General features: G+C 30.2%; 21 protein-coding genes. 13 read left to right on the forward strand and 8 right to left on the reverse strand.

Annotation, left to right across the window (positions count from 1 at the left end; translation table 11 throughout):
• The 4 genes from ON24_RS06500 (at window position 1) to ON24_RS06515 (ending at window position 3,063) form a co-directional block, all read left to right on the forward strand.
• On the forward strand, window positions 1–570 hold the full coding sequence (locus ON24_RS06500; protein WP_040682355.1) for a flavodoxin family protein: 570 nt from the start codon (window positions 1–3) through the stop codon (window positions 568–570).
• A 40-nt stretch (window positions 571–610) separates the two neighbouring features.
• Window positions 611–952 carry a NifB/NifX family molybdenum-iron cluster-binding protein gene (locus ON24_RS06505; RefSeq protein WP_040682356.1) on the forward strand — a complete coding sequence of 114 codons (342 nt, stop codon included), beginning with the start codon at window positions 611–613 and terminating at the stop codon, window positions 950–952.
• A 682-nt stretch (window positions 953–1,634) separates the two neighbouring features.
• The gene (locus ON24_RS06510) at window positions 1,635–2,216 is read left to right on the forward strand and encodes a 30S ribosomal protein S3ae (protein ID WP_198008278.1); all 582 of its coding nucleotides are present in this window, start codon (window positions 1,635–1,637) and stop codon (window positions 2,214–2,216) included.
• 148 nt (window positions 2,217–2,364) lie between these two features.
• A complete protein-coding gene (locus ON24_RS06515) occupies window positions 2,365–3,063 on the forward strand; it encodes a TIGR00297 family protein (protein ID WP_016357841.1) in 699 nt (232 codons plus the stop codon).
• Window positions 3,064–3,629: 566 nt separating this feature from the next.
• Here the strand turns inward: ON24_RS06515 and ON24_RS06520 are convergent.
• Window positions 3,630–3,797, reverse strand: coding sequence for a rubredoxin (locus ON24_RS06520; RefSeq protein WP_040682357.1), 168 nt, complete (start codon window positions 3,795–3,797; stop codon window positions 3,630–3,632).
• 281 nt (window positions 3,798–4,078) lie between these two features.
• On the opposite strand from ON24_RS06520, the gene ON24_RS06525 reads away from it, so the two are divergent.
• The 7 genes from ON24_RS06525 to ON24_RS06555 all read left to right on the forward strand — a co-directional run bounded on the left by ON24_RS06525 (window position 4,079) and on the right by ON24_RS06555 (window position 12,756).
• Window positions 4,079–5,317: a 2,3-bisphosphoglycerate-independent phosphoglycerate mutase gene (locus tag ON24_RS06525; protein ID WP_040682358.1), complete on the forward strand. Its 1,239-nt coding sequence runs from the start codon at window positions 4,079–4,081 to the stop codon at window positions 5,315–5,317.
• A 14-nt stretch (window positions 5,318–5,331) separates the two neighbouring features.
• A complete protein-coding gene (gene glmM / locus ON24_RS06530) occupies window positions 5,332–6,684 on the forward strand; it encodes a phosphoglucosamine mutase (RefSeq protein ID WP_040682359.1) in 1,353 nt (450 codons plus the stop codon).
• Between the two features lie 226 nt (window positions 6,685–6,910).
• Window positions 6,911–8,191 carry a bifunctional sugar-1-phosphate nucleotidylyltransferase/acetyltransferase gene (gene glmU, locus ON24_RS06535; protein ID WP_016357845.1) on the forward strand — a complete coding sequence of 427 codons (1,281 nt, stop codon included), beginning with the start codon at window positions 6,911–6,913 and terminating at the stop codon, window positions 8,189–8,191.
• Between the two features lie 311 nt (window positions 8,192–8,502).
• Entirely contained in the window at window positions 8,503–8,988 is a 486-nt protein-coding gene (locus tag ON24_RS06540) for a gamma carbonic anhydrase family protein (protein ID WP_016357846.1), read from the forward strand.
• A gap of 61 nt (window positions 8,989–9,049) precedes the next feature.
• Window positions 9,050–10,147, forward strand: a complete 1,098-nt coding sequence (gene hisC / locus ON24_RS06545) for a histidinol-phosphate transaminase (protein WP_016357847.1) — start codon at window positions 9,050–9,052, stop codon at window positions 10,145–10,147.
• A gap of 423 nt (window positions 10,148–10,570) precedes the next feature.
• The gene (locus ON24_RS06550) at window positions 10,571–11,281 is read left to right on the forward strand and encodes an anaerobic ribonucleoside-triphosphate reductase activating protein (protein WP_040682360.1); all 711 of its coding nucleotides are present in this window, start codon (window positions 10,571–10,573) and stop codon (window positions 11,279–11,281) included.
• Window positions 11,282–11,619: 338 nt separating this feature from the next.
• Entirely contained in the window at window positions 11,620–12,756 is a 1,137-nt protein-coding gene (locus ON24_RS06555; RefSeq protein ID WP_016357849.1) for a tetratricopeptide repeat protein, read from the forward strand.
• A gap of 507 nt (window positions 12,757–13,263) precedes the next feature.
• Here ON24_RS06555 and ON24_RS06560 read toward each other — a convergent pair.
• The 7 genes from ON24_RS06560 to ON24_RS06590 all read right to left on the reverse strand — a co-directional run bounded on the left by ON24_RS06560 (window position 13,264) and on the right by ON24_RS06590 (window position 24,251).
• A complete protein-coding gene (locus ON24_RS06560; protein WP_040682361.1) occupies window positions 13,264–13,863 on the reverse strand; it encodes a zinc ribbon domain-containing protein in 600 nt (199 codons plus the stop codon).
• A gap of 91 nt (window positions 13,864–13,954) precedes the next feature.
• A complete protein-coding gene (gene glmM / locus ON24_RS06565) occupies window positions 13,955–15,319 on the reverse strand; it encodes a phosphoglucosamine mutase (protein ID WP_016357851.1) in 1,365 nt (454 codons plus the stop codon).
• 288 nt (window positions 15,320–15,607) lie between these two features.
• Window positions 15,608–16,003, reverse strand: a complete 396-nt coding sequence (locus ON24_RS06570; RefSeq protein WP_016357852.1) for an exodeoxyribonuclease VII large subunit — start codon at window positions 16,001–16,003, stop codon at window positions 15,608–15,610.
• A gap of 426 nt (window positions 16,004–16,429) precedes the next feature.
• Window positions 16,430–18,082 (reverse strand): ATP-dependent DNA ligase, encoded by a 1,653-nt coding sequence (locus tag ON24_RS06575; protein ID WP_040682362.1) that lies wholly within the window; start codon window positions 18,080–18,082, stop codon window positions 16,430–16,432.
• 11 nt (window positions 18,083–18,093) lie between these two features.
• Complete coding sequence (gene thiC / locus ON24_RS06580; RefSeq protein ID WP_040682363.1) at window positions 18,094–19,368, reverse strand: phosphomethylpyrimidine synthase; 1,275 nt, start codon at window positions 19,366–19,368, stop codon at window positions 18,094–18,096.
• Between the two features lie 660 nt (window positions 19,369–20,028).
• Window positions 20,029–22,245: a CDC48 family AAA ATPase gene (locus tag ON24_RS06585; RefSeq protein WP_016357855.1), complete on the reverse strand. Its 2,217-nt coding sequence runs from the start codon at window positions 22,243–22,245 to the stop codon at window positions 20,029–20,031.
• Between the two features lie 698 nt (window positions 22,246–22,943).
• The gene (locus ON24_RS06590) at window positions 22,944–24,251 is read right to left on the reverse strand and encodes a prephenate dehydrogenase (RefSeq protein ID WP_016357856.1); all 1,308 of its coding nucleotides are present in this window, start codon (window positions 24,249–24,251) and stop codon (window positions 22,944–22,946) included.
• A gap of 212 nt (window positions 24,252–24,463) precedes the next feature.
• Between ON24_RS06590 and ON24_RS06595 the strand changes: the two genes are divergently transcribed.
• Window positions 24,464–25,525, forward strand: a complete 1,062-nt coding sequence (locus tag ON24_RS06595; RefSeq protein ID WP_040682364.1) for an mRNA surveillance protein pelota — start codon at window positions 24,464–24,466, stop codon at window positions 25,523–25,525.
• A 247-nt stretch (window positions 25,526–25,772) separates the two neighbouring features.
• Window positions 25,773–26,711 carry a hypothetical protein gene (locus ON24_RS06600; protein ID WP_040682365.1) on the forward strand — a complete coding sequence of 313 codons (939 nt, stop codon included), beginning with the start codon at window positions 25,773–25,775 and terminating at the stop codon, window positions 26,709–26,711.
• Window positions 26,712–26,721: the final 10 nt, after the last annotated feature.

The following is a 26,721-nucleotide window of genomic DNA, read 5'->3' on the forward strand; positions in this document are numbered from 1 at the left end:
ATCTCAAAGGTTATTCTTTTATGTGCTAGCCCACGTCCAAATGGAAATACTATGGGCATTTTAAATATCTGTGCTGATGCTATTGAGGCTAATGGTGTGGACGCAGAAATTATTAACATTGGAAATAATAATATACACTCATGTATAGGATGCGGAAAATGTGGCGAAACTGGAAAATGTGTCTTTGATGACGGAATTAATGAGATTGTAGATAAACTTAGAGATGCTGATGGTTTCATACCTGCAGCTCCCGTATACTTTGGAACTGCACGTGGTGATATGATGGCTGCCCTTCAAAGAATTGGTAAACTTTCCCGTGGTAATGATAAATTCTTATCATGGATGGTTGGTGGACCAATTACTGTTGCAAGACGTGGTGGTCAAACATTAACTTTACAAGAAATGTCTATGTTCTTCATAATTAATGAAATGATTATTCCAGGTAGTAGCTATTGGAATATGGTTTTTGCAGGTCCTGAAGGATCTTATAAGGAAGATGTTGAAGGAATTGCAACCGTTAAATTATTTGCAACTAATGTTGCTAAGTTAATTAACAAAATTAAAGATTAATTCTTTAATTTTTTATAACTATTTTTAAGGGGTCTTTTTTGTGAAATTTGCTTTTGCTTCTACTGACGGTAGGAATGTAAATTTACATTTTGGTAAAGCCTCATCAATATATGTTTATAACTATGATGAGGATAACCTGGAATTTCAGAATAAAATTACTGTGGAAATAGAAGAGGATAAACCTCATCAGGGAGTAAAAATAGTTAAAGCTCTTAAGGAACATGATGTTGATACTATTTTTGTAGGGCAGATAGGTTTTAAATCAAAAGTCCGTGTTGATGATGCAGGAATTAAAGTCATTGTTGATGAGGGACCTATTGAAGAGGTTTTGGAAAGATACATTAAACATTTGGAATTTATGGATAAACCTCTTAATATATAATGGTTTTTATCTATGGATTAGCTATTAAATTGATCTTAATAAAAATCTTTTAAATATCTATTAAAATATTATTTCTCTAGATTATTGCTTATTAATGGGTTGGGATATTGTCTTCTTGATTATCAATTATTAGTATGAAAATAAATTGATAGACATTTAAAATTAACCTTTAATATTCTATCTCTACTTAGATATTTTGAAATTTAAGATTCGATTTCAACTATAAACTTTTTAAAACCGATAACCTTTTTGTTTAAAAATCGTGACTTATGATGTAATAACTTTTCATAAAAGTTTATTATTTTTGAATTTTCTCTTTTTCTAATTGAAATTATAGTTTAAAACAAACTTTTATATATTATAAATTTTAAAAATTAAAGTAACCTTTAAGGGCGGGTTTTAAATTTATTTAAAACTTTATTGAAAATACTTTTAAATACGAATATATTTTAATCAGCTATTGGATTATAACTTTAATCTTATTTTACAGAGATGATCTGTTTTATTTAAAATTTATCAAATTTTTAGTTATAATAATACAAATTCATATAGTATATGCTGATTTATCAAATTTATCATATTAGATAGCCGTATCTAATTTTTACTTATTAAAAAAAAGAATATTTCTTAATATTATTATTACTTAATTAAGGGATTTTACAAAAAAACATTTAAAGAGGAGATATTTATGGCAAAAGCTAGACGTCGAGTACGTGATACTTGGAGAGAAAAAGCATGGTACACTATTAAAACACCTGTTGAATTCGGTGAAAAAGAAATTGGTTCAACTCCTGCAAGAGACCCTGAATTCTTAAATGGAAGAACTGTAGAAGTAACTATGAGGGAATTAACCGGAGATTTCTCAAAACAATACATTAAATTACAATTTGAAATCGATAATGTTGCAGGTAAAGTTGCAAATACTAAATTTACAGGACATAAAATCACCACTGATCGTATTAGAAGTATGATTAGAAGAGGTACCAGTAGGATAGATGCTCCTGTTATTGTTACCACTAAAGATGACCGTGAAATTAAGGTTCATGTTTTAGCTGTAACTAGTAGAAGAGCTAAATCTTCCCAACAAAAATTCATGAGAGAAACCATTGAAAATTTAGTTGCTGAATCAGCAAGTGAAAAATCTTTCAAAGAATTTAGTGAAATCTTAACTAATGGTAGATTAGCTTCTGAAATTTACCATAACGCTAAAAAAATATACCCACTTAACAGGGTAGAAATTATTAAAAGTAAAGTTTTAAACTAGTTTTAAAACTTTTTCTTAAACTTTTTTTTTAAATTAAATATTTTTATTGTTTATTCTTATTCTCTTTCATTTATTTTAGAAAATTATATTATTTATGAATTAAATAAATTAATATAATATTTTTTTTACAAAATTGTGATGATTTTTTATGGAAATGCATATATTGATAAATGCAGTTAGTGTAGTGCTTCTATTTATTATGGGCTCTTTTATTTATCAGAGAAAGGCTTTGGATTTTTTAGGCTCATTAGTAATGATAATAATGGGTATTGTAATATTGCTATCTGCAGGTCTCAGATGGCTTTTAATTATTGTAATATTTTTCTTGATGAGTATAGCAGCTACTTATTATTCTAAAGATTACAAAAAGAGATTAGGGGAATTTGAGGGTAGACGTACTGCCAAAAACGTTATTTCCAATGGGGTCGTTGCATTTGTGATGGCTGCTTTTGGAGGTTATTATCTTCCTTTTGTCGGTGGTTTTATAGGTGCAATTGCTACAGCAACATCTGATACATTAGGAAGTGAAATTGGTATTCTATCAGAGCCTCGTTTAATAACCACATTTAAGAAAGTTCCTGCAGGTACTGATGGTGCTGTCTCTGTTAGAGGTACAGTTGCAGGTATTATTGGTGCTGCAATTATCGGTATTTCCGCATTTTTACTTGGTGTTTTACCGGATATTTGGATTGCACTTAAGATATCAATTATTTCAGGTACCGTTGGTTGTTTTATGGACAGTTTACTTGGTGCAGTATTTGAAAGACGTAGATATTTAAACAATGAGCATGTAAATTTACTTGCTACAATTACAGGATGTATTGTAGGTATTCTATGTGCCCTTTAAATTTTTTAATTATTTTTTATTTATAACTATTTTTTATTGAATCTTTCTATTTTTATATTATTTTTAGCTATTTTTCTAGCTTTTTTTTATGATTTTATTTTTATGGGATTTTTTTATTTTTATATTATTTTTCTAGTTTTTTTTTATTTTTAACTTATTTATGTGGGATCTTTCTATTTTTATATTGTTTTAGCCATTTAACTAATTGTAAATGTCTTTTTTTATTTTCGAATAATGGAATTATTGTTTAAATCAATAAAAAATCACATCTTGATCTATGTATCATCTATTATTATTTTTTAAAGTCTTAAATTAAAAATAGGGAAATAGTTTATTGTGATTTAAATCTGTTAAAATTAGTAGATTAATAAATGGTAATTTATTGTTTTTAAGTTTAGATGTGTTTAAATTAGTTTAATATTAATATAAAATAACTTGCCAATTATTTTTAAGTTAAATCTCTTAAAATTAGTAGTAATAAATTATAAAATAATCTGTTGATTGTTTAAGTTTAAAAAATAAATAAAAAAAGTAAAATAAATTAAAAAAATTTAAAGAATATAAATTTAGTTGTCTTCTTCAAGTACGAATGCATCCTTTCCTTGGTGACATTCAGGACAATGCCAATCATCAGGCATATCTGCTAATTTAGTACCTGGAGCAATGTTATATTCAGGGTCACCTTTTTCTTCATCGAATACATATCCGCAATACATACAAACATATCTAGCCATAATATCACTTTTCCATTTCATTTGTATTAATAAAAACTTATTGCATTTAAGTTTATATAAACTATTATATAGTATTTTTTGTTTTATTAATTTTTTATTAAACAAATTTTATAAGGTTTTAAAATTATATCTATATATAATATTTAAATTTTACAAAATCAATTTAAAAATTTTTTTAATTTAATATAGAAATCAGAGAAATTTAAATTTAAGATTTAATTTATCTGAATTTGTTATCTTAACTAAGATTAAAATCATTTTTTTAGATTTCAGGTGATATAATGAAAGGAATGATATTGGTAATGGATGGTATGGGTGACCGTCCAATAAAAGAACTTAACAATCAGACACCGCTTCAAGCTGCAAATACTCCTAATATGGATCAAATGGCTAAAGAGGGAATAACAGGAATTATGGATTCTATTGCTCCGGGAATTAGACCTGGAAGTGATACCGCACATTTATCTATTTTAGGATATAATCCATATGAGGTATATACTGGAAGGGGTCCTTTTGAAGCTTCTGGTGTGGCTTTGGATGTTATTCCAGGAGATATTGCTTTTAGATGTAATTTTTCAACTATGGATGAAAACGGAATAGTTACTGATAGACGTGCTGGAAGAATTAGGGAAGGTACTAAAGATCTTGTGGAAAAATTGAATACTATGGTTCTTGATGATTATAAGGATATTAAAATAATATTTAAAGAATCTACTGGTCACCGTGCCGTACTTGTACTTAGAGGTGAAGGTTTATCTGATAAAGTATCTGATGCTGATCCTAAGGTTGAAGGAAAGGCTCCTGCCGAGGTAGTAGCTTTAGACGGTTCTGCTGAAGCTGAAAAAACTGCAGATATTTTAAATAAGGTTGTTGCAAAAACTTATGAAATGTTAAAAGATCATCCAGTAAATCTTGAAAGGATTAAAAATGATTTGCCTCCTGCAAATGTTGTAATCCCTCGTGGTGCAGGTGCAGTTCCTGAGGTGGAACCTATTAATGATAAGTATGAGATTAACTCAGCATGTATTGCAGAAACCGGTTTAATTATGGGTATTGCTCGTTTTGCTGGTATGGATGTTATCGAGATGGAGGATGTAACCGGTGGGGTTGACACTAATCTTGATAATATAAGGGATACTATTATTGACCAGGTTAAAAATTCCGACCATGATTTCTTCTTAATTAATATTGATGGAGCAGATGAGGCAGGTCATGATGGTAATGTAAAACAAAAAGTAGAATTCATTGAGAAAGTGGATAAAGTTGTTATGAGCGAACTTTTAAAACTTGAGGACGTTTATATATTTTTAACTGCAGATCACTCAACTCCAATTTCCGTTAAAAATCACACTGGTGATCCTGTACCTATATTGATTAGAGGTCCTGAAGTTAGAACTGATGATGTAGAGGAATATAACGAATTCGCTACTTATAAGGGTGGTCTTTGCAGAATCAGAGGTTCTGATGTAATGAATATTATGATGGATTATATGAATTATTCCCATAAATTTGGAGCTTAAACTGGGGTTATAATATGGCAAGTGTTGGTAAGAAATTATTTGGAACCTCTGGAATTAGAGGGGAGATAGGTTCAGAGGTTACTGGAGAACTTGCTTTAAATGTAGGTAAATCTCTTTCTTATTATCTTGGTAATGAAGGTACAGTTGTATTAGGTTATGATACAAGAACCACAAGTAAAATGTTGGATCAGGCTATTACTGCTGGTCTTGTTGAAAGTGGTGTAAATGTTATAAAGGTTGGAATGGTTCCAACTCCTCTTGTAGGTTATGCAACCGACAGATTAGGTGCCGATGCAGGTATAATGATTACCGCCTCACATAACCCTTCAAAATACAATGGTATTAAAATATGGGATAAGAATGGTATGGCTTATACACCGGAACAGGAAAGTGAGATTGAGGACATCTACTTAAATAAAAAATATGTCAATGTTGGTTGGGATAAGATAGGTTCAATAACTGAAAACAATGAGATTAAAAAGGTCTATATGGATGATTTGTTGAGTATGGTTAATATTGAACCTGGATTTAAGGTTGTAATTGATTGTGCATCTGGTGCAGGTAGTGAAATATCTCCTATTGTCTTTAGACGTGCGGGATGTGAAGTAATCACCTTAAATTCACAGGTGGACGGATTTTTCCCAGGACGTAATCCTGAACCTAATGACGCAAATTTAGGCTCTCTTAAAAAGGTCGTTAAAGCTACCGGTGCAGATTTAGGTATTGCCCATGACGGTGATGCAGATCGTATGATGGCTGTAGATGAAACTGGAAAGGTTGTGAATTTTGATAAATTACTTGCACTTGTTGCCTCTGAATTTGGTGGAACCGTTGTGACTACTGTTGATGCAGGTTTCATAATGGATGAGGAACTTGAAAAGGTTGGTGGAAATGTTTTAAGAACACCTGTTGGAGATGTTGCAGTAGCAGATGGAATTTTAAAGAACAATGCTAGTTTTGGTGGAGAGCCATCTGGAACATGGTTACATCCTGATTTCTGTATGTGTCCTGACGGATTGTTGTCAGGTTTAAGGCTTGCAGATATAGTGTCTCATAAAGGTCCTCTTTCTAAATTATTGGATCAAATGCCTGACTATCCAAATATCCGTGAGAAAGTAACTTGCAGTAAAGAGGATAAAGTTAAAATCATGGAGAACATGGACGAAGAACTTGAAAATGCTTTTGATGATATTAAGGAAATTAATACTATTGACGGTGTTCGTATAAGTTTAAATGATGGTAGCTGGGTTTTAGTAAGACCGTCAGGTACTGAAAACTACATTAGAATTACTTTAGAAGCTAAAACTGAAGAAAAAGCAAATGAAATTAAGAATATCTGTTTAGATATAATTAATTCTCATTTATAATTACTTTTTTTTAAACCTAATTAGGGAATTAAAATACATGATTGCTTTTTTAAGTGATTCTATTCCTTTTTTAAATTTGTTGATTTTTTCTATTTTTCACTGTTCTGATTTGAAAATAGAATAAATTTAATATTATATAAAATTAAATATTTTATTAAGTTCAAGATTTTTAGAATAAAAATTTTTCATTGAAAGATATAAAACGATTTTCATTGGAGGGATTTGATTGAAAGCTGTAATATTAAGCGCAGGTGAAGGTACAAGAATGAGACCATTAACCATTACCAAGCCTAAAACTATGTTGCCTGTTGCAGGAAAACCTATTATTCAATATACCATTGAAGCATTACGTGAATGCGGAATTAAAGATATTTTGTTAATTGTAGGATATAAGGAAGAAATGGTAAAAAACTATTTTAAGGATGGAAAGGAATTTGGAGTTAATATTTCTTATGAAACACAATCCAACCTAGAAGGAACTGCAAATGCAATAGGTTATGCTTCTGATTTTATTGATGATAGTATTATAGCTCTTAATGGAGATATTATTTTAGACGTTTCAATATTGTCTGAGATTATTGAGGATTATGAGGAAAACAAACCGGATACATTAATGGTACTTAAAGAGGTTGAGGATCCAACTGGTTTTGGTGTTGTTGAAATTGAAGACCATAATGTTGTAAATATTGTTGAGAAACCTAAGAAAGAAGAGGCACCAAGTAATTTAGCTAATACTGGAATATATATCTTTAATAAGGATATTTTTGAAAAGATTGAAAAAACTCCAGAGTCACCTCGTGGAGAATATGAAATCACCGATTCCTTGTCATTACAAATTGAGGATGGTAAAACAATACGTGGTCATAAAACAGATAAGGATTGGTTAGATATTGGTAAACCATGGGAGCTTATTGAGATAAATGAAAGATTACTCAATAATGTAAAAATGGATATTAAAGGTAGAATTGAGGATGGAGTAACAATTCACGGTAATGTCTTCCTAGACGAGGGAAGTATTATCAAAGCAGGGGTATATATTGAAGGACCGGTATATATCGGTAAAAACTGTGATATTGGACCTAATTCCTATATCCGTGGTAATTCTTACTTTGGTGATAATGTACATGTAGGAAATGCAGTTGAGATTAAAAACTCAATTATTATGGAGAATACTAATGTAAGCCACTTAAGTTATGTAGGTGATTCTATTTTAGGTTCCAACTGTAATATTGCTGCAGGAACTAACATTGCGAACTTACGTTTTGATAATAAAAATGTAAAAACTGTTATTAAGGATAAAAGAATAGACAGTGGCAGACGAAAACTCGGAGCTATTGTTGGGGATTATACTAAAACTGGAATTAACTCAAGTTTAAGTCCCGGTGTAAAGGTAGGATCTAATTCATCTATTGGTTCTGGTGTTCTTTTAATGAGGGATGTAGGTTCTAATGAAAGGGTTTTATTAAAACAAGAACATATTATTCAGCATAAAGGTAATGATGAATAATTTTATTTTATTTTTTTTAGAATCCGAATCTATATAAGAATCTAAACTTGTGCAATGGTTTAAATTTTATTTTTTTTTATAAAAGTCTAAATTTACATAAAAGCTTAAGCTTATACAACGGTTTGATTTTTATTTTTTTATAAAGTCTAAATTTACATAAAAGCTTAAACTTATGCAATGGTTTAAATTTTATTTTTTTATTGTCTAAAATTATATGATATTTAATTTTTTTAGTAATAATTAAATTTATATAATAGTTTAATTTAATTAGATTATATTATTAATTCATTTAATAAATATGAGGTAAAATTATGGAAATTAAAGATAGTGTTAAAATATTTCCCGGTGCTCATGTATTATGTGATGTTGAATTAGATGAAAATGTATCTATTTGGTATGGTGCTGTTGTCCGTGGGGATGTAGCTCCAATTAAAATAGGTAAGAATTCAAATGTACAGGATAATTGTGTATTACATACAACTAAAAATATACCATTAACCATTGGTGATAATGTAACTATAGGTCATGGTGCAGTTGTTCATGGATGTACTATTGAAGATAATGTGCTTATTGGTATGAATGCAACAGTACTTAACAATGCCCATATTGGTAAAAATTCAATTGTAGGTGCTGGAGCAGTTATAAGTGAAGGAAAAGAATATCCTGAAGGTAGTTTAATCTTAGGAGTTCCTGGAAGACGTATTAAAGATGTATCTCCAGAACAAATCAAAGGAATTCAGGAAAATGCAGATCATTATGTAAGACTTTCAAAAGCATATGATTTAGATGAGGAATAATTAGATTCTTCACTTTACTTTTTTTTAAATAAGATATAATTTTTTTTATAGTGGTTGTAAAATGGAAGCGAGAAAGGTTATAAAAGAATTGGATCCTTATGTTCCTGGTAGGTCTGAGGATGAGATTGCAAACGAATTTAATGTTAAAAAAGAGGATATTGTTAAATTGGGCTCTAATGAGAATCCATGGGGTCCTTCTAAAAAAGCCGTTGAAGCTATTAAAAAGGAAGCAGATGGTGTAAATAGGTATCCTGAAACAGATTTACATTTACTTGTTGACGAACTTGCATCATATGCCGGTGTTAAATCTGAGAATGTAATAGTAACTGGTGATGGTGCTGATGAGTTAATCGATGTACTTGCAAAAACTTTTATTGAACCAGGTGACGAATTTATAACTCCCCTTCCAACTTATACATATTATGAATTTTTATTTAAACCATATGGTGCAGTACCTGTCTATGCCAAATGGGACTTGGAGAATAATGCCCTTGATGTTCAGTCAGTTCTTGATGCAATATCAGATAAAACTAAATTTATTTTCCTATGTTCTCCGAATAATCCAACAGGAACATTAGTTTCTGAGGATGATTTAAGAACTATTATTGAGGCAACCGATGCCCTTGTTATAATTGATGAGGCATACTTTGAATTTTCAGAACAGACCCAGGTAAATCTTATTAATGAATATGATAATGTGTTTATTATAAGGACTATGTCAAAGGTTATGGGTCTTGCAGGTTTAAGGATTGGTTACGGATTGTCTAATCCTGATGTAATCCAATATATGTATAGGATAAAACCGGTATTTTCACTTACAAGATTGTCATATGTTGCAAGTCTTGCAACCTTGAGGGATAAGGAGTATATTAAAGAGTCAACTGCTAAAAGTATAGAGTCAAGAGATTATTTATATCAGGAAGTTTCCAAATTTAAGAATCTTCATGTACTTGAATCAAAGTCAAACTTTATGTTAATTGATTTACATGACTCAGGTTATACCGCATCAGAACTTACAAATAGATTAATGTCTAAGGGTATGATTGTAAGGGATTGCACATCTTTTAAAGGTATTGATGAATATTATATTAGGATTAGTGTTGCGAGTTTAGATGATGATAAAAGGTTTATAGAAGCTTTACATACTCTTGTAGATTGATTAAAATAATTTTTTATTTTTTAATTTATTTCACCGATTTTTACTTCTTTTAAAACATTAATTTGATCTTTTTTAAATTATTATTGTCCATTTTTTTAGTTCTATCTATTTTTTGGATAATGCTTTTTAAACTTTTTTCTTAAATTTTGGCTATTTTTTTAGATAATTTTTTTTAGAATTTTTTAGTTTTAGCTATTTTTAGAAAATATTTTCCTATTATTTTATTTAAATATAGGTTTCATCTTTTAATATTTGGTGTATATCTTTTATTTTTTCAATAATTTTTAATTTTTATTAGAATAACTTAAATAATACTTATTATATAATTTTAATTAATTATTACTTATTTGATTAATTTATAAATAAAAAATAGGAATTAAAATAAAAAAAGATTTGATTTATAATTGAAAATAAGGTGGTAGAATGTATTTTGGAGGATCTGTAATATCTAGTGTTGACTTTCATGGTAGAATATCTTTAGCTATTTTTCTATCCCAATGTCCTCTTAGATGTCCATATTGTCAAAATGCAGAATTATTGGATGATAAAACTACAAAATCATTAGAAGAGGTTAAGGAATTAATAAATCATTCTGCTGATTTTTTAGATGCTGTTGTAATATCCGGTGGGGAACCTCTTGTTCAATCAGATGATGTTTTGGAGTTATTTAAATATACCAAGGATATTGGTTTAGAAACTAAATTGGATACTAGTGGTGTATATCCTCAAAAACTGGAACCGTTACTTGGTTATCTGGATTATCTGGCATTGGATGTAAAGGCACCTTTTGATAAATATAAAGAGGTAATTGGATCCGATATTGGCAGTAATGTTAAAAAATCAATGGATCTGGCATATAATAAGGAAGGTTTAACATTAGAATGTAGAACAACCTATGTTCCTAAATTACTTAGTTTGGCGGATATTGAAACTATCGCCAAATCTGTTACCTGTGATATTTATACGTTACAACAATATAGAAATAGGAATGTTCTGGATCCTTGTTTATATGAGATTGATAGTCCTAATCCTAATGACATGAGAGAATTTGCCCATTATCTTAAGAAATATCATTTAAGGGATATTGAACTTCAATTAAAAACAGCAGAGTATGGTGATGAAGTAATAGATTAATTTTTAATACTATTTTTATTTTTTAACTATTTTTAAAGATTTTAATTTATCTTATAAATATTATTAATTCTTAAATACATTTTCAGACAGTTATCTTGTTGTTTTTTTCGCTTTTGACAGTTCATCATTTCCCAGATATTGCCCATTCAATAAACTTTATTTAAAAAACTTTATTATTATACAAAAATTAATATAATAATATTATTTAATAAGATGTAAGTTCATATGGGTTTTTATTTTTTATCTAAATTCTTCTTATGAACTTAATGGGTTATTTTAATCTTTAAAGATTTATTTCTTAAATTTAAATTATAAATTAAAAATTAGAAGGGTTTATAATGCCAATTTTATCATTTGGAAGCCAAAACATTAACATTATCATTGGTAAAAAGAATATGACCATTCGAAAGATTTGGAAACACCCTTTAAAAGTTGGAGACCGTCTTTACTGTTACTGGAATTTGGTATCAAAAGAAAAGAAGAAGATATTCGAGGCTAAAGTTACGGATATTCAGTTAATAAAATACGGCCAATTAAAAAACAATGATGAACTGGCCCGTGCAGAGGGATATAAAGATGCTAAAGAGATGGTACATGATTTTAAAAAGATGTATGTCCAAAAACTAAAGGATGATGATATTTTCCAGATTATCTACTTTGAGAAATTAGATGTTGATGATTGGAAGGGGGAAAAAATTGATGAGAAAGCAATGATTACTCAAAGGGCAGACATTCTATTTGATAGTGGTAAATATGATAAATCTGTAAAATGTTATAATGCAGCTTTAAGATTTGATTCAGATGATGTTTATCTATTGAATAAGAAAGGAGATAACCTTTCAAGGTTAGGCAGATTTAAGGAGGCTATTAACTGTTATGATAAAGCTTTAAAGGTTGAATCTGATAATGAATTTATTTGGAATAATGAAGCTATCGCATATTTAAATTCAGGTAATCCTGAGGAAGCTCTTAAAGCTAATGACCATGCAATTAAGATTAATCCAAGAAATACTGTTGTTTTATATTGGAGAGGGTTTATTCTTGAAGTTTTAAACAGGCTTGAAGAGGCTCTTCAAGTGTATAATATTCTTTTAAATATTGATGATAGTAATCCTGAGGTATGGAATGCAATTGGTGATATATTAACAGATATTGAAAAACCTGAGGAGGCTTTAAAAGCATATGATAAAGGTTTGGAATTATGTTTAGAGGATTCTCCTATGAATGCATCAGCATTAAACCGAAGAGGCAATGCTTTAGTAGAACTTGGTCGTTTTTCTGAAGCATTGGACTGTTTTGATAAGGCAATTAATATTGATAAGGATAATACTAATTTCTTATTAAATAAGGGAGTTGTTTTAATGGAAATGGGTGAATTTGCAAAGGCTGAAAATATTTTCACTACAATTTTAGCAATTGATCCTAACAATGAGGACGCACAGTTTCTTAAAACAGAGTGTCTTGAATACTTCTAAATTTATTTTTTTAAAAACCCTGCTCTCTTATATGTTTTTTTTTTAAAATCTATTTTGAAAACATTTTCCTTTTTTTAAAAAAAACTTTATTTTTTAATATGTTCATGTATATTCGTCAGCACATATCATCTTTATTTTTTAATCCTTATCTTTAAATTTAAAATATAACTAATTATGTTAGGTCTTTATTGATACATTTTATTTTATTTTAATTTATATCTATTTATTTAATGGTCTTTTCTTTTCATGTTTTTAAATATTTTTCATATAATATTTTTATAAACATGGTTGAACTCAATTTTTAACTTTAAACAATATTTAAAATAGGAATTGCTTAAGATTCAATTCTTGTATTAATGCCTGAAATATGAAACCAACTATCATAATATCTTTTTTTATAAAAGGCTTTTACAGTCTTGTTGATTTTAAAAATTAGATGTTCATGTTTTTTTTTAATCTTTTCAGGCTTTTTTGTAATGGGCTATATTTGATTTTTTTTGTAATGGTCTATCTTTGGATTAATCTTACTAGAATTGTTCCAAGATAGGTTCCTATAAAGATTACAACAAGACCTATTAGGAGAAATACAATAAGTTCTATCGAATCTATCGTGTTATTTGCAGTTGAATTAGAGGATAGTGTGGTAGTGTTTATTACAGAACCTACTGAATCGGATATTATATTTGATGGAAGACTGTTGGAAGCATATGAAAGGGCTAAAGATCCTAAAACTATAAGATAGCTGATAACTAAGAAAGATAAACCATTGGTGTTTGCATCCTTAAGATTGTTACAACTAATAGTTCCTGTAATAAGACTTCCGGTAAATAGTGAAGTAAGTATTATAATACCTAAATAAATGGTATATGAAATCCTTCCGTTTATTAAATAAGGATTATATAAAAATGAGCTTAAAAATAATGATATTCCAAATATAATAAATCCAATCATAACTCCTATAAAACTTGTATTGGAGTCAATACTGGATATTAATTTATTGTCATTTCCTCTAGCATTGTATTCTTTAATGATATCTAAGTTGTATCCACATTTTCTACATTTCGCTTCATTGTTATTATTGTCTGTACCACAGTTTGGACACTTCATCATATCACTTAGAACTTAAAAATAGTAAAAAATTTTTTATGATATATTGTTTTAAAAATTTATAAAAAGGAAAAATGAATAAAATGTTTGTTTATTCATTTAAGTATTTCTTAACTAGTGAAATTCCCCATTCGGTCATTTCCTGAGATTTATCAATGTTGTCTGTTTCGGCGAAACATCTGAATATAGGTTCTGTTCCACTAGGTCTAATGATTACCCAGCCGTCATCCCTTAGGATTTTAACTCCATCAGTTCTATCAAGTTCATAGTCGGTAGTATCGGAAATCTCTTTAGCTATCTTGGACATAACCTCTTCTTTCTTATCATCAGGACATCCTGTTTTCATTTTAACTGTATAGTATTCAGGAAGTTCACTTACAAGTTCTGATAATGGTTTTTTCTCTTTGGCAATGATTTCTAAAATTTTGGATACAGTCATTGCAGCATCCCTTCCATAAACGAAATCAGGGAATATTAATCCTCCGTTCTCTTCTCCACCAAATAATCCGTCGGTCTCTTGAAGTTTTCTTGCAACAAGTAAATCTCCTACAGCAGTTGCAATAACCCCCCCACCATATTCTTCTGCAATATCATAGATTGCTGTTGAGGTTGCAACTGTAGTTACAATGGTTCCACCATTGTTTTCTTTAAGCATTGCTTTTTCAACAAGTGAGAATGTCTTATCTCCAAGAACAAAATTACCTTTCTCGTCAATGCATATGGTTCTGTCTGCATCACCGTCATGTGCAAGACCAATATCCGCACCTAATTCTTTCACGGTAGCTATTAAATCTCCAAGATTTTCCTCGATAGGTTCAGGATTACGTCCTGGGAAGTGACCGTCAGCTTGACAATTCAATGTTGTAACATCACATCCAAGTTTTCTAAGTAAATATGGAGCTGTATAAGAACCTGCACCTGATCCACAGTCTACAACTACCTTGAGATGTGCATTTTTAATTGCCTCTGAATCTACTCTTTTGATTGCCTCATCAATGTATTCGTCAATTATGTTGTTATTTGTATAAACCTTTCCTATTTCGTCCCATTTTGCCCTTTTAGGCTCACTATCAAAGAACATCTCTTCAACTTTAAGTTCCATGTCATCTGGTGTACCTATTCCATACTCATCTACAAATTTAAGACCATTATATTTTGGAGGGTTGTGGGATGCAGTTACTATAATTCCACCATCATAATAATTTCTAACTGCATACTGGATTGCAGGAGTTGGAAGTATTCCTAAATCTACCACATCACATCCTGAGGATAATAATCCTGCAGTAATCGCATGTTTTAACATGGGGGTAGATGTTCTTGTATCTCCTCCAATAGCAACAGTTCCTTGTATAAGAGTACCATAACTTGCTGCAAGTCTTGCTGCAAATTCCGGTGTCATTTCTTCATTTGCTACTCTACGTACACCAAAAGTTCCAAATAATCGTTTTTTAGACATTTTTATACCTTATATTCTTGAATTAATAAAACAATTTAAAGAAAAATCTATGATTTCAAATCGAATCATGTAATCAGATTTTTTATAATTAGTAAAATTTAATATTAAAATATTTCTATCTTAAAAATATTAATATTTTCTATTTTTTTAATTATTCTTTTGTATCTTATTAGTTTTAATTTTTTTTAGGTATATAAAAATAATATTTCTTTCATTGTCTTTTTTAGGTGTGGCTGATTTTTTAATATTGCTAAACTTCCAGTAAACAATTTATAATTGGAATCAATATTATTCAAATTTTATAGAGTTTGAATCTTCTAAACTTAATTCTAGTTCATTTTTATACTGAGTAACAGTTCCTGTAACCTTAACATTTCTATTGTTAAATTGATTTATGTTAATGTTATGGTTATTAAAATCATCAAGGCCAGATTCAAATAGTATTAAATTTATTCTTCCGGTTTTATCATTTAAACTTATAAAACAGGTTTTACTATTCTTCGAATATTTGATACTGGAAATAGTTCCATGGATTACTATTTTCTCATTTATATTATTACTTGTAATCTGATTAACACTTAGTTCCTTAGGCTCTATAAAACCTGAGGTGAGAATTAATCCAACTATTCCAATAATAGTGGTGATTAAAGCGATCTTATAAATGTCCTTATCTGTAATAATCATATAACCTGGCCTTTTAATTTACTTAAGTTTATAGAATGCTTCTATAAACTATATTTTTTGATTTATTAAAGGAATTTATAAGGTTTATTTATTTTTAGTTAAATTATTTTAAAGATTTTAAATATCTGAAAGTCTTGATATCTTCTCGTTTTTTGTAATAATTTTAGGATTTAAATTTTTAAATGGTTTATAATTTAATCCTTTATTTAATAGCAGTATTGTCAGAAAATTAGTATATGATTAAATTATTTTAAAAATTAGGCATTTAATTTTTAATTTTAATTTTTAACTTAAAGTATAAATAGTTGATTAATATTATTTGTTTTTAATTAGTTTTTAAAGCTTAAAATGCTTAATGCGATTATTTTTTTTGGTTAACTGATTTTGAAGCTTTAAAAATAAATAAATTAAATGGAAAAAGGGGATTTATTCCTTATACATGGATTTAAGTCTTTCAACAGTATCGATGTCTTTAAGGCCTTTATCTTCCCTTATTCTTTTAACTACTGGAAATCTTAATGAATATCCTGCCTCATATTCTGGACTTTTTACAATCTCACTATATGCAACTTCAAATATTATTCTAGGTTCTACTGTAATCTTTGTACCTTTCTGTGAGATTTTATATTCTTCCATCTTTTTAGTAAGCTCCTCTAATTGTTCATCAGTGAGGCCTGTACCAACCTGAGCAACAGTTTTAAGATTCTCATCCTCATCCTGAAGTGCTATAAGATAAGATCCTATGAACTCCCCTCTTTTACCAATACCTTTGGTTCCACCAACAACAACGGCATCAAGGTTTTCAGGTTCTGCTTTATATTTGAGCATTTTCTTACCACGTACTCCTGGAATATATGGTTCAAATGCGTTTTTAATCATAATACCCTCATGACCTCCAGCAATGGATCTCTTAAATAAATCCTGAGCATCCTTGACATTATCGGGTGTACATATTACGAGTTCACTTAGATTAATCATATCCGTTGAGGTGTCGGTAATTGATTCGAGAATTTCACGTCTTTTCTCCATTGCCTCATCAATAAGCGGTTTTTTATAATATAATAAATCATATAAATAAAGTTCTACAGGGATATTCTCCATTGCCTCTTCAATATTGTATTTACGTCTTACACGATGTAGGATATTCTGGAAGGATAAGGGTTTTCCATCACGCATTGCAATAATTTCACCTTCTGCAACAAAGTCCTCATCTGGTAAACCTTTATTTACAGCATCCACAATTTCCGGAATTGCTTTTGTAATATTTTCAAGTCTTCTTGTAAATAGGGTTACCTCACCATTGTGTTTATGTATTTGGCATCTGATTCCATCATATTTTGTTTCACATAATGCCTTCTTCATCTCATTAATGCTTATATCGATACCTTCAGACAACTGTGCAAGCATTAGCTTTACAGGTTTTCCCGGTGTTAGATTTAACTTTTCAAGTCCTTCTGCACCTTCGGTTTCTCCGACTTTTGCAACAAGTCCCAAATCATTTGTTAGCATGGTGGCCCTATCAACAATTTTTTTATCAATTCCAAATGCATCGGAAAGGCTATCCCTTATAATACCCTCACCAACACCAATACGTAATTGTTCCACAATTGTTCTACATATGTATTTGGATTCTGTAGCACTTGCAGAGGAGAGTAATTCAAGAATAATTGATATTTTTCTGGAGGTTGATTTTTCGCCTGAGATTTTAGCGAGTTTCCTGAGATTGTTAAAGACGAATTCAATTGTAAGTGCCTGTGAGAAAAATGTCATCTGTTTTTTATTTTCTACAAGAACCTCACTTGCAGCTCCAATATCTCCCTGGTTGTTTACCTCATTTTCAACATCAAGTACACTTACGCCTGCTACATCAGCAACGGCTTTCATTACAAGTTTATCTCCAATTCCCTGTTCCTCTTCACTCCAGGAGGGAAAAACTTTACCTAGACATAATAATGTGACTTTATCAATAAGCTCGCTGTCAACGGTTTTGAAGAAATTTGAAAGTATTTCAGTTTTCTCTAATCTTTTTGTGGTGGCAGCTAGTGCTTCATAAACATCAACCAATTCTTGATATTTCATGGTATTCCCCTTCAGAAATCGTTTTTAGCTATTTTTACAGCACAGAACTCTCCACACATAGCACACATTTCTTTGTCTTCTATCTCACATTTGTCCTTATATACCCTTGGTTTTGATTTGTCAAATGCAAGTTCAAATTGTTTATCCCAATCGAATTTACGTCTTGCATCGGCCATTTCTTCCTCTCTTTTTAAAGCTTTTTCATTTCCAAGTGCAACGTCTGCAGCTTCTGCAGCTATTTTTGCAGCTATTACTCCCTCTTTAACATCTTCAAGTGATGGTAATGATAGGTGTTCCGCAGGGGTTACATAACATAGGAAATCGGCTCCATTTGATGCAGCTATTGCTCCTCCAATTGCTGAGGTGATATGATCATAACCTGGTGCTAAATCGGTTGTAATCGGTCCAAGTACATAGAATGGTGCTCCATGACATAATGTTTTCTCAAGTTCCATGTTGGATTTGATCTGGTTTAAAGGTACATGTCCAGGTCCTTCAACCATTGTTTGTACACCTACTTTTTGGGCTCTTTTAACAAGGCCTCCAAGATTTACTAATTCCTGTATTTGAGGTATATCACTTGCATCAGATAGACATCCTGGACGTAGTCCATCACCTAAACTTAAAGTGATGTCATATTCAAGTGCAAGTTCCAATAGATAATCATAGTTTTCATATAATGGGTTTTCCATGTTATTGTGTAATATCCAGGATGCAAGGAAGGTTCCACCACGGGATACTATACCCATTTTTCTTTTTTGGGATTGAATCTTAGGAACTAGTTCCTTGGTAATTCCACAGTGTAATGTCATGAAGTCAACCCCTTCCTTTGCCTGACTTTCAATGACTTTAAAGATTAAATCAGGATCCATATCAATAATTTCTTTATTGGCATTTAATGTATGGGCGCCTGCTTCATATATTGGTACTGTTCCTATTGGAATATCTACAGCATCTAATATGGCCTTTCTAAACTCATTTAATTTTGGACCTGTACTTAAATCCATAACTGCATCTGCACCATATTCTACTGCAAGTTTAGCTTTATTTACTTCCAAATCAAGATCCTCAATTTTGGTTGAAGAACCTATGTTTGCATTGACTTTTGTTGTAAGTCCTGTTCCAATTCCCCTTACATCTGTATCACGGTTAACATTCTTTGGTATTACAATGGTACCATTAGCTACTCCTCTTAAAATCTTATTTACATCAATTTCTTCAAATTTTGCTACTGTTTCCATTTCCGGAGTAATGTTACCTTTTAAAGCTTCTGTCATTTGGGTCATTTCATCACTTCATATAATTATAATAAAATAAATTCTATTTTAATAAAGATTATTATCCTAATTCTTCTTTAATAATAAAATCTATAAAAATTTATCTTATTTTTATAATAGTCTAAATCAATTATACTTATCTGTTTATTGGTTTATATTTTTTAATAAAAAGAAGTCTATTTTTATTTATTAAATTGATTATTATTTTTTTTAAAAAAAGTATTACAATGGTTTTATAAAAAAATGAGAACCAGATTACAGAAATCCGATTCTCACTTTCTATTTTATAGGGAGATTTTATGGACTTTAATATTATAATTTATATTAGAGGTTGAAATATATAATATTAATTTTTATTTAAATTTCGTGTTTTGCTTGTACATTTAAGCTTATGGTAGTTAAGCTTTTTATGTGATTTAATTTATGTGTTTTATATTATAGACTTTATAAATTGAGAGATTTTTTATTTATTTCTTGATAATAATATAAATTTTAGAAATTAAGTTTATTAGAGGTTTTTTCAGGACTTAATTTCTAATTATTTTTTAGAGATTATTTTTTTAACTATTCTAAGAAGCCAATGCTTCTAAATCATCTAGTTTTACTGAGTATATTTTATTAGAAGTCCCTGTCGGGACTTCTATTCTATTTATTTAGGACTTTTTTTATCTAGAGGTATTGTACCATTTCCTCTCCAGGATCATTTTTATTAGGTTTGACTTTCTCCATAGCTTCGTTGAATGCTTTCATATTTACTTCATCAGCATCGATATTGTTTCTTAAAGTTAACATTGCAGCTTCACGGCATACTGCTTCAATATCAGCTCCAACATATCCTTCTGAATGTTTTGCTAGTTTTTCAAGATTTACATCACTGGCAAGAGGCATATCCTTTGTGTGGACTTTGAAGATTTTAAGTCTGCTATCCTCATCAGGAGTGTCTACCTTAATATGTCTGTCAAATCTTCCAGGTCTCATTAGACCAGGATCAATAATATCTGGTCTGTTAGTTGCAGCAATGATTGCTACATCATGTAAATCTTCCATACCATCAATTTCGGTAAGTAATTGATTTACTACCCTTTGAGTTACACCTGAACTTCCGGCATCTGTTCCACGGGTATTTGCAATGGAATCAATTTCATCAAAGAAGATAACTGTTGGTGCAGTTTGCCTTGCTTTTCTGAATACTTCCCTTACACCTTTTTCTGATTCTCCTACCCATTTGGATAAGAGTTCTGGACCTTTAATTGCAATGAAGTTTGCTTCACTTTCGCTTGCAACTGCTTTTGCAAGTAAGGTTTTACCTGTACCTGGTGGTCCATATAATAATACTCCTTTAGGAGGATCAACATGGAATTTTTTAAATTTGTCCGGATATTTAAGTGGCCATTCTACAGCTTCTTTTAACTCTTGTTTTGCATCTTCAAGTCCACCAATATCATCCCATTTAACATCTGGGATTTGGACAAGAACTTCTCTTAAAGCAGAAGGTTGAATTTCTTTTAATGCTTCTTTAAAGTCATCATTAGTTACAATGATTTTCTTAAGAGTTTCCTCCGGAATCTCCTCGTCACTTTGATTAATCTCAGGTATTAATCTTCTTACAACTCTCATTGCAGCTTCTTTACATAATGATTCTAAATCTGCACCTACAAATCCATGAGTGCTATCAGCTATTTTATCAAGATCCACATCATCACTTAAAGGCATATTCCTTGTATGGATTTCAAGTACTTCTTTCCTTTCATCTCTGTCAGGAACACCGATTTCAATTTCCCTATCAAATCTTCCAGGTCTTCTAAGTGCAGGATCTAATGAATCTGGTCTGTTAGTAGCACCAATAACAACTACTTGTCCTCTGCTGTTAAGACCATCCATTAAGGTTAGAAGTTGTGCAACTGTCCTTCTTTCTACTTCCCCTTGGGTTTCTTCTCTTTTAGGTGCAATTGCATCTAATTCATCAATAAATATGATGGAAGGAGCATTTGCTTCAGCCTCTTCAAAGAATTCCCTTAAGTTCTCTTCAGATCCACCTACATATTTACTCATAATCTCAGGTCCGTTAATTGAGATAAAATGAGCATCACTTTCGCTTGCAACTGCTTTTGCAAGTAAGGTTTTACCTGTACCTGGTGGTCCATGCATTAAGACTCCTTTAGGTGGTGCAATTCCTAATCTTTCAAAGAGTTCCGGCCTTTTAAGAGGAATTTCAATCATTTCCCTTACTTTCCTTACCTCTTCTTTAAGACCACCAATATCCTCGTAACTTACATTTACAAGATTGGTTACACCTTCAAGTTTAGATATGTCTACCGGATGATCTTGTAGGTCTACTTGTGTATTTGGACCAATTTTTACAACACCTGTAGGGTGAGTTTGAACTACGGCGAATTTTAATTCACCCATAGGGGAGATATCCATGAAGCTATTAAACATATCATCGATTGGATTTCCAGTTTGATTATGCATCATTGGAGGTTTAATTCCTGAACCAATGATGTCTCCTTTGGTCATAACTTTATTTAAGAATAATCCTCTAATGTCACCTTGGATTTTAACATTGTTTTCAGTTGGTGCAAGAACTACTTTTTTAGCTATTTTTGCAGTAGTCTTTTTAACTTCAATTTCCTCACCAATTGAAGCCCCTGAATTCTTACGGATAGTTCCATCCATCCTAATAATTCCAAGACCAATATCAGATTGTGAAGATACAACGGTTGCAGCTGTGGTTTTTGATCCTTTAATTTCAACTAAATCTCCTTCCTGAAGACCTAGTTCACTCATTGCATTAGGATCTATCCTAACGATACCCTGACCAATATCTCTTTGAGATAATGCCTCTGCAACTTTTAAGGTTGGAGTTTTATCATTTGTGTCAGCCATAATAACCATCTCCTTAATTGTTCAAGCCTATAAAATATTAATAATATAAAATTGAAATCATATTTTAAGTTTATTAACCTTTGGTACTTAAAATATTATTTAAGTTTATTTTTAATTTTTTACATGCTTTTATGATTTAAAATAATAATTATGAATTCTAAATGATAAAATTCAAAAATAAATATTAATTTAACTTTAATTTTAGTATTTTATTTTGAATTTTTTTTAGTTACTTGTAGTAACTATAATATAGATTGTATGTACTTATATATAAAGGTTTCGGTTTTTGTAATAATTTTTATTATATTAAGTATTACTTTTTCTTATTTTCCCTATACTTTCTTATTAAATATTCTAAAAGTTTTATAAAAAATTGATTTTATATTCTGGTGTTATGTGAGTAGGAATCAGATTTCAATAAATTTTTAGAATCTTAAATTTTGATTATATCAAATTTTATATTAAGATAAACTGATTATTAACATATGTAAATTAAATAATCTTTTTTTTTAAAATAGTTGATGGAAATGAAATAATTATTTAATTTTAAAAAGGTAATGTGTAATTTTTAAAAAAAAGTAGTTTATAGTTGGTTATATTATTTATATTAGTTATTGATTTTATTTAATTGAATAATAGATTATATATTCTATTAGTTATCAAACTAAAAATTTAAAAAAAGTAAATAAGAAATTGGATTATCTTATTTTACCGCCAAAACCTTCGATTAGTTTGTAGACATTGTTAAAACCCTCACTACTTAAACTTTTAACTTCATAGGTATAACTAATCTTATCTTCATCTATTTGTGGGCCATTATAGATTTCAGTTAATTTGACTGAGGTAATATCCGGTAATTTTGATATTGTTTCTTTGATAATTTCTGCATCGGAGTCTTTTAAAAAAAGACAGCTTACTGAGATGGTATGTATTTTCCAATGGGTTTTTTTCCATTTGAATAACTCCTCATCAGATAATATTTTGATGTTGGCTATTTTAAGTTTATTTTCCTTTCTTGTATTATCGTCCAGTACTACAAAACCGTCTTTAATTTCTTTAACAATTCCCACATGAACCTTTCCAGAGTAAATATGTTTTAGACCAATTTCGAATCCAATTGATTTATATAGTTTGTTCTCTTCCTCACTTAAAGATTCAATAATCTTATCACTTCTTCCAAGGGCAGCCTTGACATCCCCCATATTTTTTGTTGCCCTTATTGCAATATTTCTAAATTCCTCATCATCCTCTCTTGTAAGTACCTCTTTAAGTTCAAGTACTGCATCTGCAAATGCCTGTCTAATTTTCTCACCATTTCTATTTTCGGATTGAATGGAATAGGTTAAATACGGATTCTGTGCAGTAATACGGGCAATCGTATCAATCATAATATTGTATATTGGACTTTCGTAAGGTTCCGTATCCTTGATGTTGATATGTAATTTTTCAATGGCGGATGCAATTGAGATATATGAGAAATGAGTTAAAACCTGAACTATTCCCATCATATCGTCATGATGTTGGCAATTGGTTTCAATAATTCTCATATTCTTACCTTTGAGGTAATTGTAAACTTTGGGATACCATTTACCTTTTTCAAGTGGTGTTAAAACTATGACCTGCCCTTCAAAACCAGGTGTACGAGGTCCGAAGACAGGATGTGTTGGTATTGATTCAACATCATCAGGTAGATATTTCCTCATGGTATATGTTGGTCCTGTTTTAACTGAGGTAACATCCATCATTAAAGATCCGCCTTTCATATGTGGACCTAACTCTTTTATTATGCTCTCAGTGGTGGATATTGGAACTGAAATAATTAGAATATCAGAATTCTCCGCAACTTTTATATTGTCATCAGTATACTTAACACCTAATTTATTACTTACATCAGAACCCCTTTTCTGGTTTCTACCTGTAACTGTTACATTAAAGTTGTCACGTTTTAAATAGCAAGCTAAACTTTTTCCAAGTCCATTAGTTCCACCTATTATTCCAATTTCCATATTACCAACACTACTTATTATTAAAATAAAATAATACCAATATCAATTTAAATTAGTATAATTAATATAATCTAAATTAAATAAATTATATTATTAAAACTGTTAATATAATTATATATAATATATATTATTAATTTAATTTTTTTAAAACATTATTTCTTTTATTGGTGAAATATTAATTCTTATTTTAGAAATTTTGGGTAGGTGTAATGATGAAGATAGGTTATCAAAATCAGAAGGAGGGAATAATAGAGGTTATTCCAGAAACATTAGATGATCTTTGGCATTTATCTCACATTGTTGAGGAAGGTGATTATGTTACATCTAAAACTACAAGGCGTATTCAGGATACTACTGGCGATAAACTTAGAAGTGATAGGGGGGTTAAAAAAACTTTTACACTTGAAGTTAACGTGGAATCCATAAGTTTTCACATGTTTACAGGAAAATTACGTCTTACAGGTTCTATTACAAAAGGCCCTGAAGATCTTATACCACTTGGATCTCATCATACTATCGAGGTTAAATTAAACACTCCATTAAAAATCAGAAAAGAGAAATGGTCCAAGTGGACGATGGATAGATTGAATCAGGCAATTAAAGCCTCTAAAAAATTATCAGCTATTATAATTTTAATTGAGGATGATACTGCCACATTTGGTTTGATCCGCCAATATGGCCTGGAATATTATGGTCCGATAATTGGTAATATTTCAGGAAAACAGGTTTTGGACAAGAATAGAAGTAAAAATCTGGTTAAATTTTATCAGAGTATTGTAAAGTCTTTATTTAAATTTAATGATATTCAAAACATCGTTATTGCAGGACCTGGATTTTGGAAAAATGATTTCTTCAAATTCCTTCAAGATAACTATCCTGAGATTGCAGATAAATCCATATTGGAATCTACAGGTTCTGGTGGAAGGGTAGGTATCCAGGAGGTATTAAGGAAAGGTACCGTTGAAAAGTTATCTGCTGAAAATAGGATTGCATTTGAGATGAAGGATGTCAATAATCTTCTAACCTTATTATCCACTAATCATGAACTTGTTGTGTATGGTAAGAGTCAGGTAGAAAATGCAGTAAACATGGGTGCAGTAAAAAAACTGTTAGTACGCGATTTAAATATCAGATCGGATAACCTGGAGAAGATCATGGATTTGACTGAGAATATGGGTGGAGAGGTTACTATTATTAGTAGTGAACATGAAGGAGGAGAACAACTTCAGGCTTTAGGCGGAGTCGCTGCCGTGTTAAGGTATCCCATATCATAGCCTTATGTTTCCCATTTTTATATGTTGAATTGACTTTAATTTATTGTTTTAATTTTTTTTAATTTTTATATGTTTTTTTTAATTATTTTAATTAAAAATTTATTTTTTTTAAATAAGTATTTAAAAAGAATTATATAATATTAAATTTATAAATTATATGTGCTATGATTTATTAATTTATTCGTTAACTTATTTTAGTTTGTTTTTTAATAAATTATTATTTTAAAAATTTATTATAGGTTATTTTATGTATACGGGAATTTATTATGCATTAATTCAGGTTTTTTTAATAACATTTATTGTAACTGGATTATTGGATATTGTTATGAGGCGTTTAGGTGAAAAGGGTCTAATTCATAATCTTTATCCTAATGTTCGAGGAGGTACGCCTCGTGGTGTTGGTATAATATTGTTTATAGTTTTAAGTTTTTACATTCCAGGAAAATTTAATAACCTTGTTTTAATAATGGGTCTTTTTGCATTGGTGGATGATTTACTTGGTAGACGTAAAATAGGACATTCTAATATGGAATGGGGACAGTTATCCCGTGGAATTGGTATGGTTCTGGTAATGGTTGCTGGTTTCTATTTAGGTCTTGGTGTTTCATCAATATTAATTGCATTGCTAATACAACCGGTCAATATTTCTGATATGCAGCCAGGTTCTTGTTGTATGGTAACAATGATAATGGGTTTGGTTGTTTTAGTATTGATGTTAATATTAAATACAGGTCCAATTTCCGAGATACCTGCATTTTATACTCCACTTCTAATAATTGTTGCAACATTCGCATACTGCCCTCTTGATTTTACAGGCAAAATCATGTTAGGTGAAGTGGGAAACCATACTCTTGCAATAGCATTAGGTATTTCATTCTATATGCTTGGAGGTCTTCCTGCAACAATTATATTATTTGTAGTCACAACACTATTGATTGCATTTGTAAGAAGAAGTACCTTAAAAGTATTCTTTGCTCAGAAAATGGGATTAACAAATCCTGTTTTTGGTGATTATGTGATGGATGTCTTAACCGGTGGAGGACTTGGGGATTATATTAGAAAGTTAATATGGAAAAATAGACAGCCTGAAGTTAAAAGTAATTGGGCTATAACTCTTGGAGGAAGAAGATTAGTCTATAATCCTGCAGCCCACACATCTGATTATCTTCATTATGATGATGAATAATCACTTGTTT

Source organism: Methanobrevibacter boviskoreani JH1, from assembly GCF_000320505.1.
GTDB classification, from domain to species: Archaea; Methanobacteriota; Methanobacteria; order Methanobacteriales; family Methanobacteriaceae; genus Methanarmilla; species Methanarmilla boviskoreani.

Bases quoted from the DNA above. Each gene is read 5' to 3' on its own strand.
- hisC (WP_016357847.1), top strand. From the start codon at position 9,050: ATGGAAGCGAGAAAGGTTATAAAAGAATTGGATCCTTATGTTCCTGGT.
- ON24_RS06595 (WP_040682364.1), top strand. From the start codon at position 24,464: ATGAAGATAGGTTATCAAAATCAGAAGGAGGGAATAATAGAGGTTATT.
- ON24_RS06575 (WP_040682362.1), bottom strand. From the start codon at position 18,082: ATGAAATATCAAGAATTGGTTGATGTTTATGAAGCACTAGCTGCCACC.
- thiC (WP_040682363.1), bottom strand. From the start codon at position 19,368: ATGACCCAAATGACAGAAGCTTTAAAAGGTAACATTACTCCGGAAATG.
- ON24_RS06555 (WP_016357849.1), top strand. From the start codon at position 11,620: ATGCCAATTTTATCATTTGGAAGCCAAAACATTAACATTATCATTGGT.
- ON24_RS06550 (WP_040682360.1), top strand. From the start codon at position 10,571: ATGTATTTTGGAGGATCTGTAATATCTAGTGTTGACTTTCATGGTAGA.
- ON24_RS06585 (WP_016357855.1), bottom strand. From the start codon at position 22,245: ATGGCTGACACAAATGATAAAACTCCAACCTTAAAAGTTGCAGAGGCA.
- ON24_RS06600 (WP_040682365.1), top strand. From the start codon at position 25,773: ATGTATACGGGAATTTATTATGCATTAATTCAGGTTTTTTTAATAACA.
- ON24_RS06570 (WP_016357852.1), bottom strand. From the start codon at position 16,003: ATGATTATTACAGATAAGGACATTTATAAGATCGCTTTAATCACCACT.
- ON24_RS06525 (WP_040682358.1), top strand. From the start codon at position 4,079: ATGAAAGGAATGATATTGGTAATGGATGGTATGGGTGACCGTCCAATA.
- glmM (WP_040682359.1), top strand. From the start codon at position 5,332: ATGGCAAGTGTTGGTAAGAAATTATTTGGAACCTCTGGAATTAGAGGG.
- ON24_RS06520 (WP_040682357.1), bottom strand. From the start codon at position 3,797: ATGGCTAGATATGTTTGTATGTATTGCGGATATGTATTCGATGAAGAA.
- ON24_RS06590 (WP_016357856.1), bottom strand. From the start codon at position 24,251: ATGGAAATTGGAATAATAGGTGGAACTAATGGACTTGGAAAAAGTTTA.
- ON24_RS06560 (WP_040682361.1), bottom strand. From the start codon at position 13,863: ATGAAGTGTCCAAACTGTGGTACAGACAATAATAACAATGAAGCGAAA.
- ON24_RS06540 (WP_016357846.1), top strand. From the start codon at position 8,503: ATGGAAATTAAAGATAGTGTTAAAATATTTCCCGGTGCTCATGTATTA.
- ON24_RS06515 (WP_016357841.1), top strand. From the start codon at position 2,365: ATGGAAATGCATATATTGATAAATGCAGTTAGTGTAGTGCTTCTATTT.
- glmM (WP_016357851.1), bottom strand. From the start codon at position 15,319: ATGTCTAAAAAACGATTATTTGGAACTTTTGGTGTACGTAGAGTAGCA.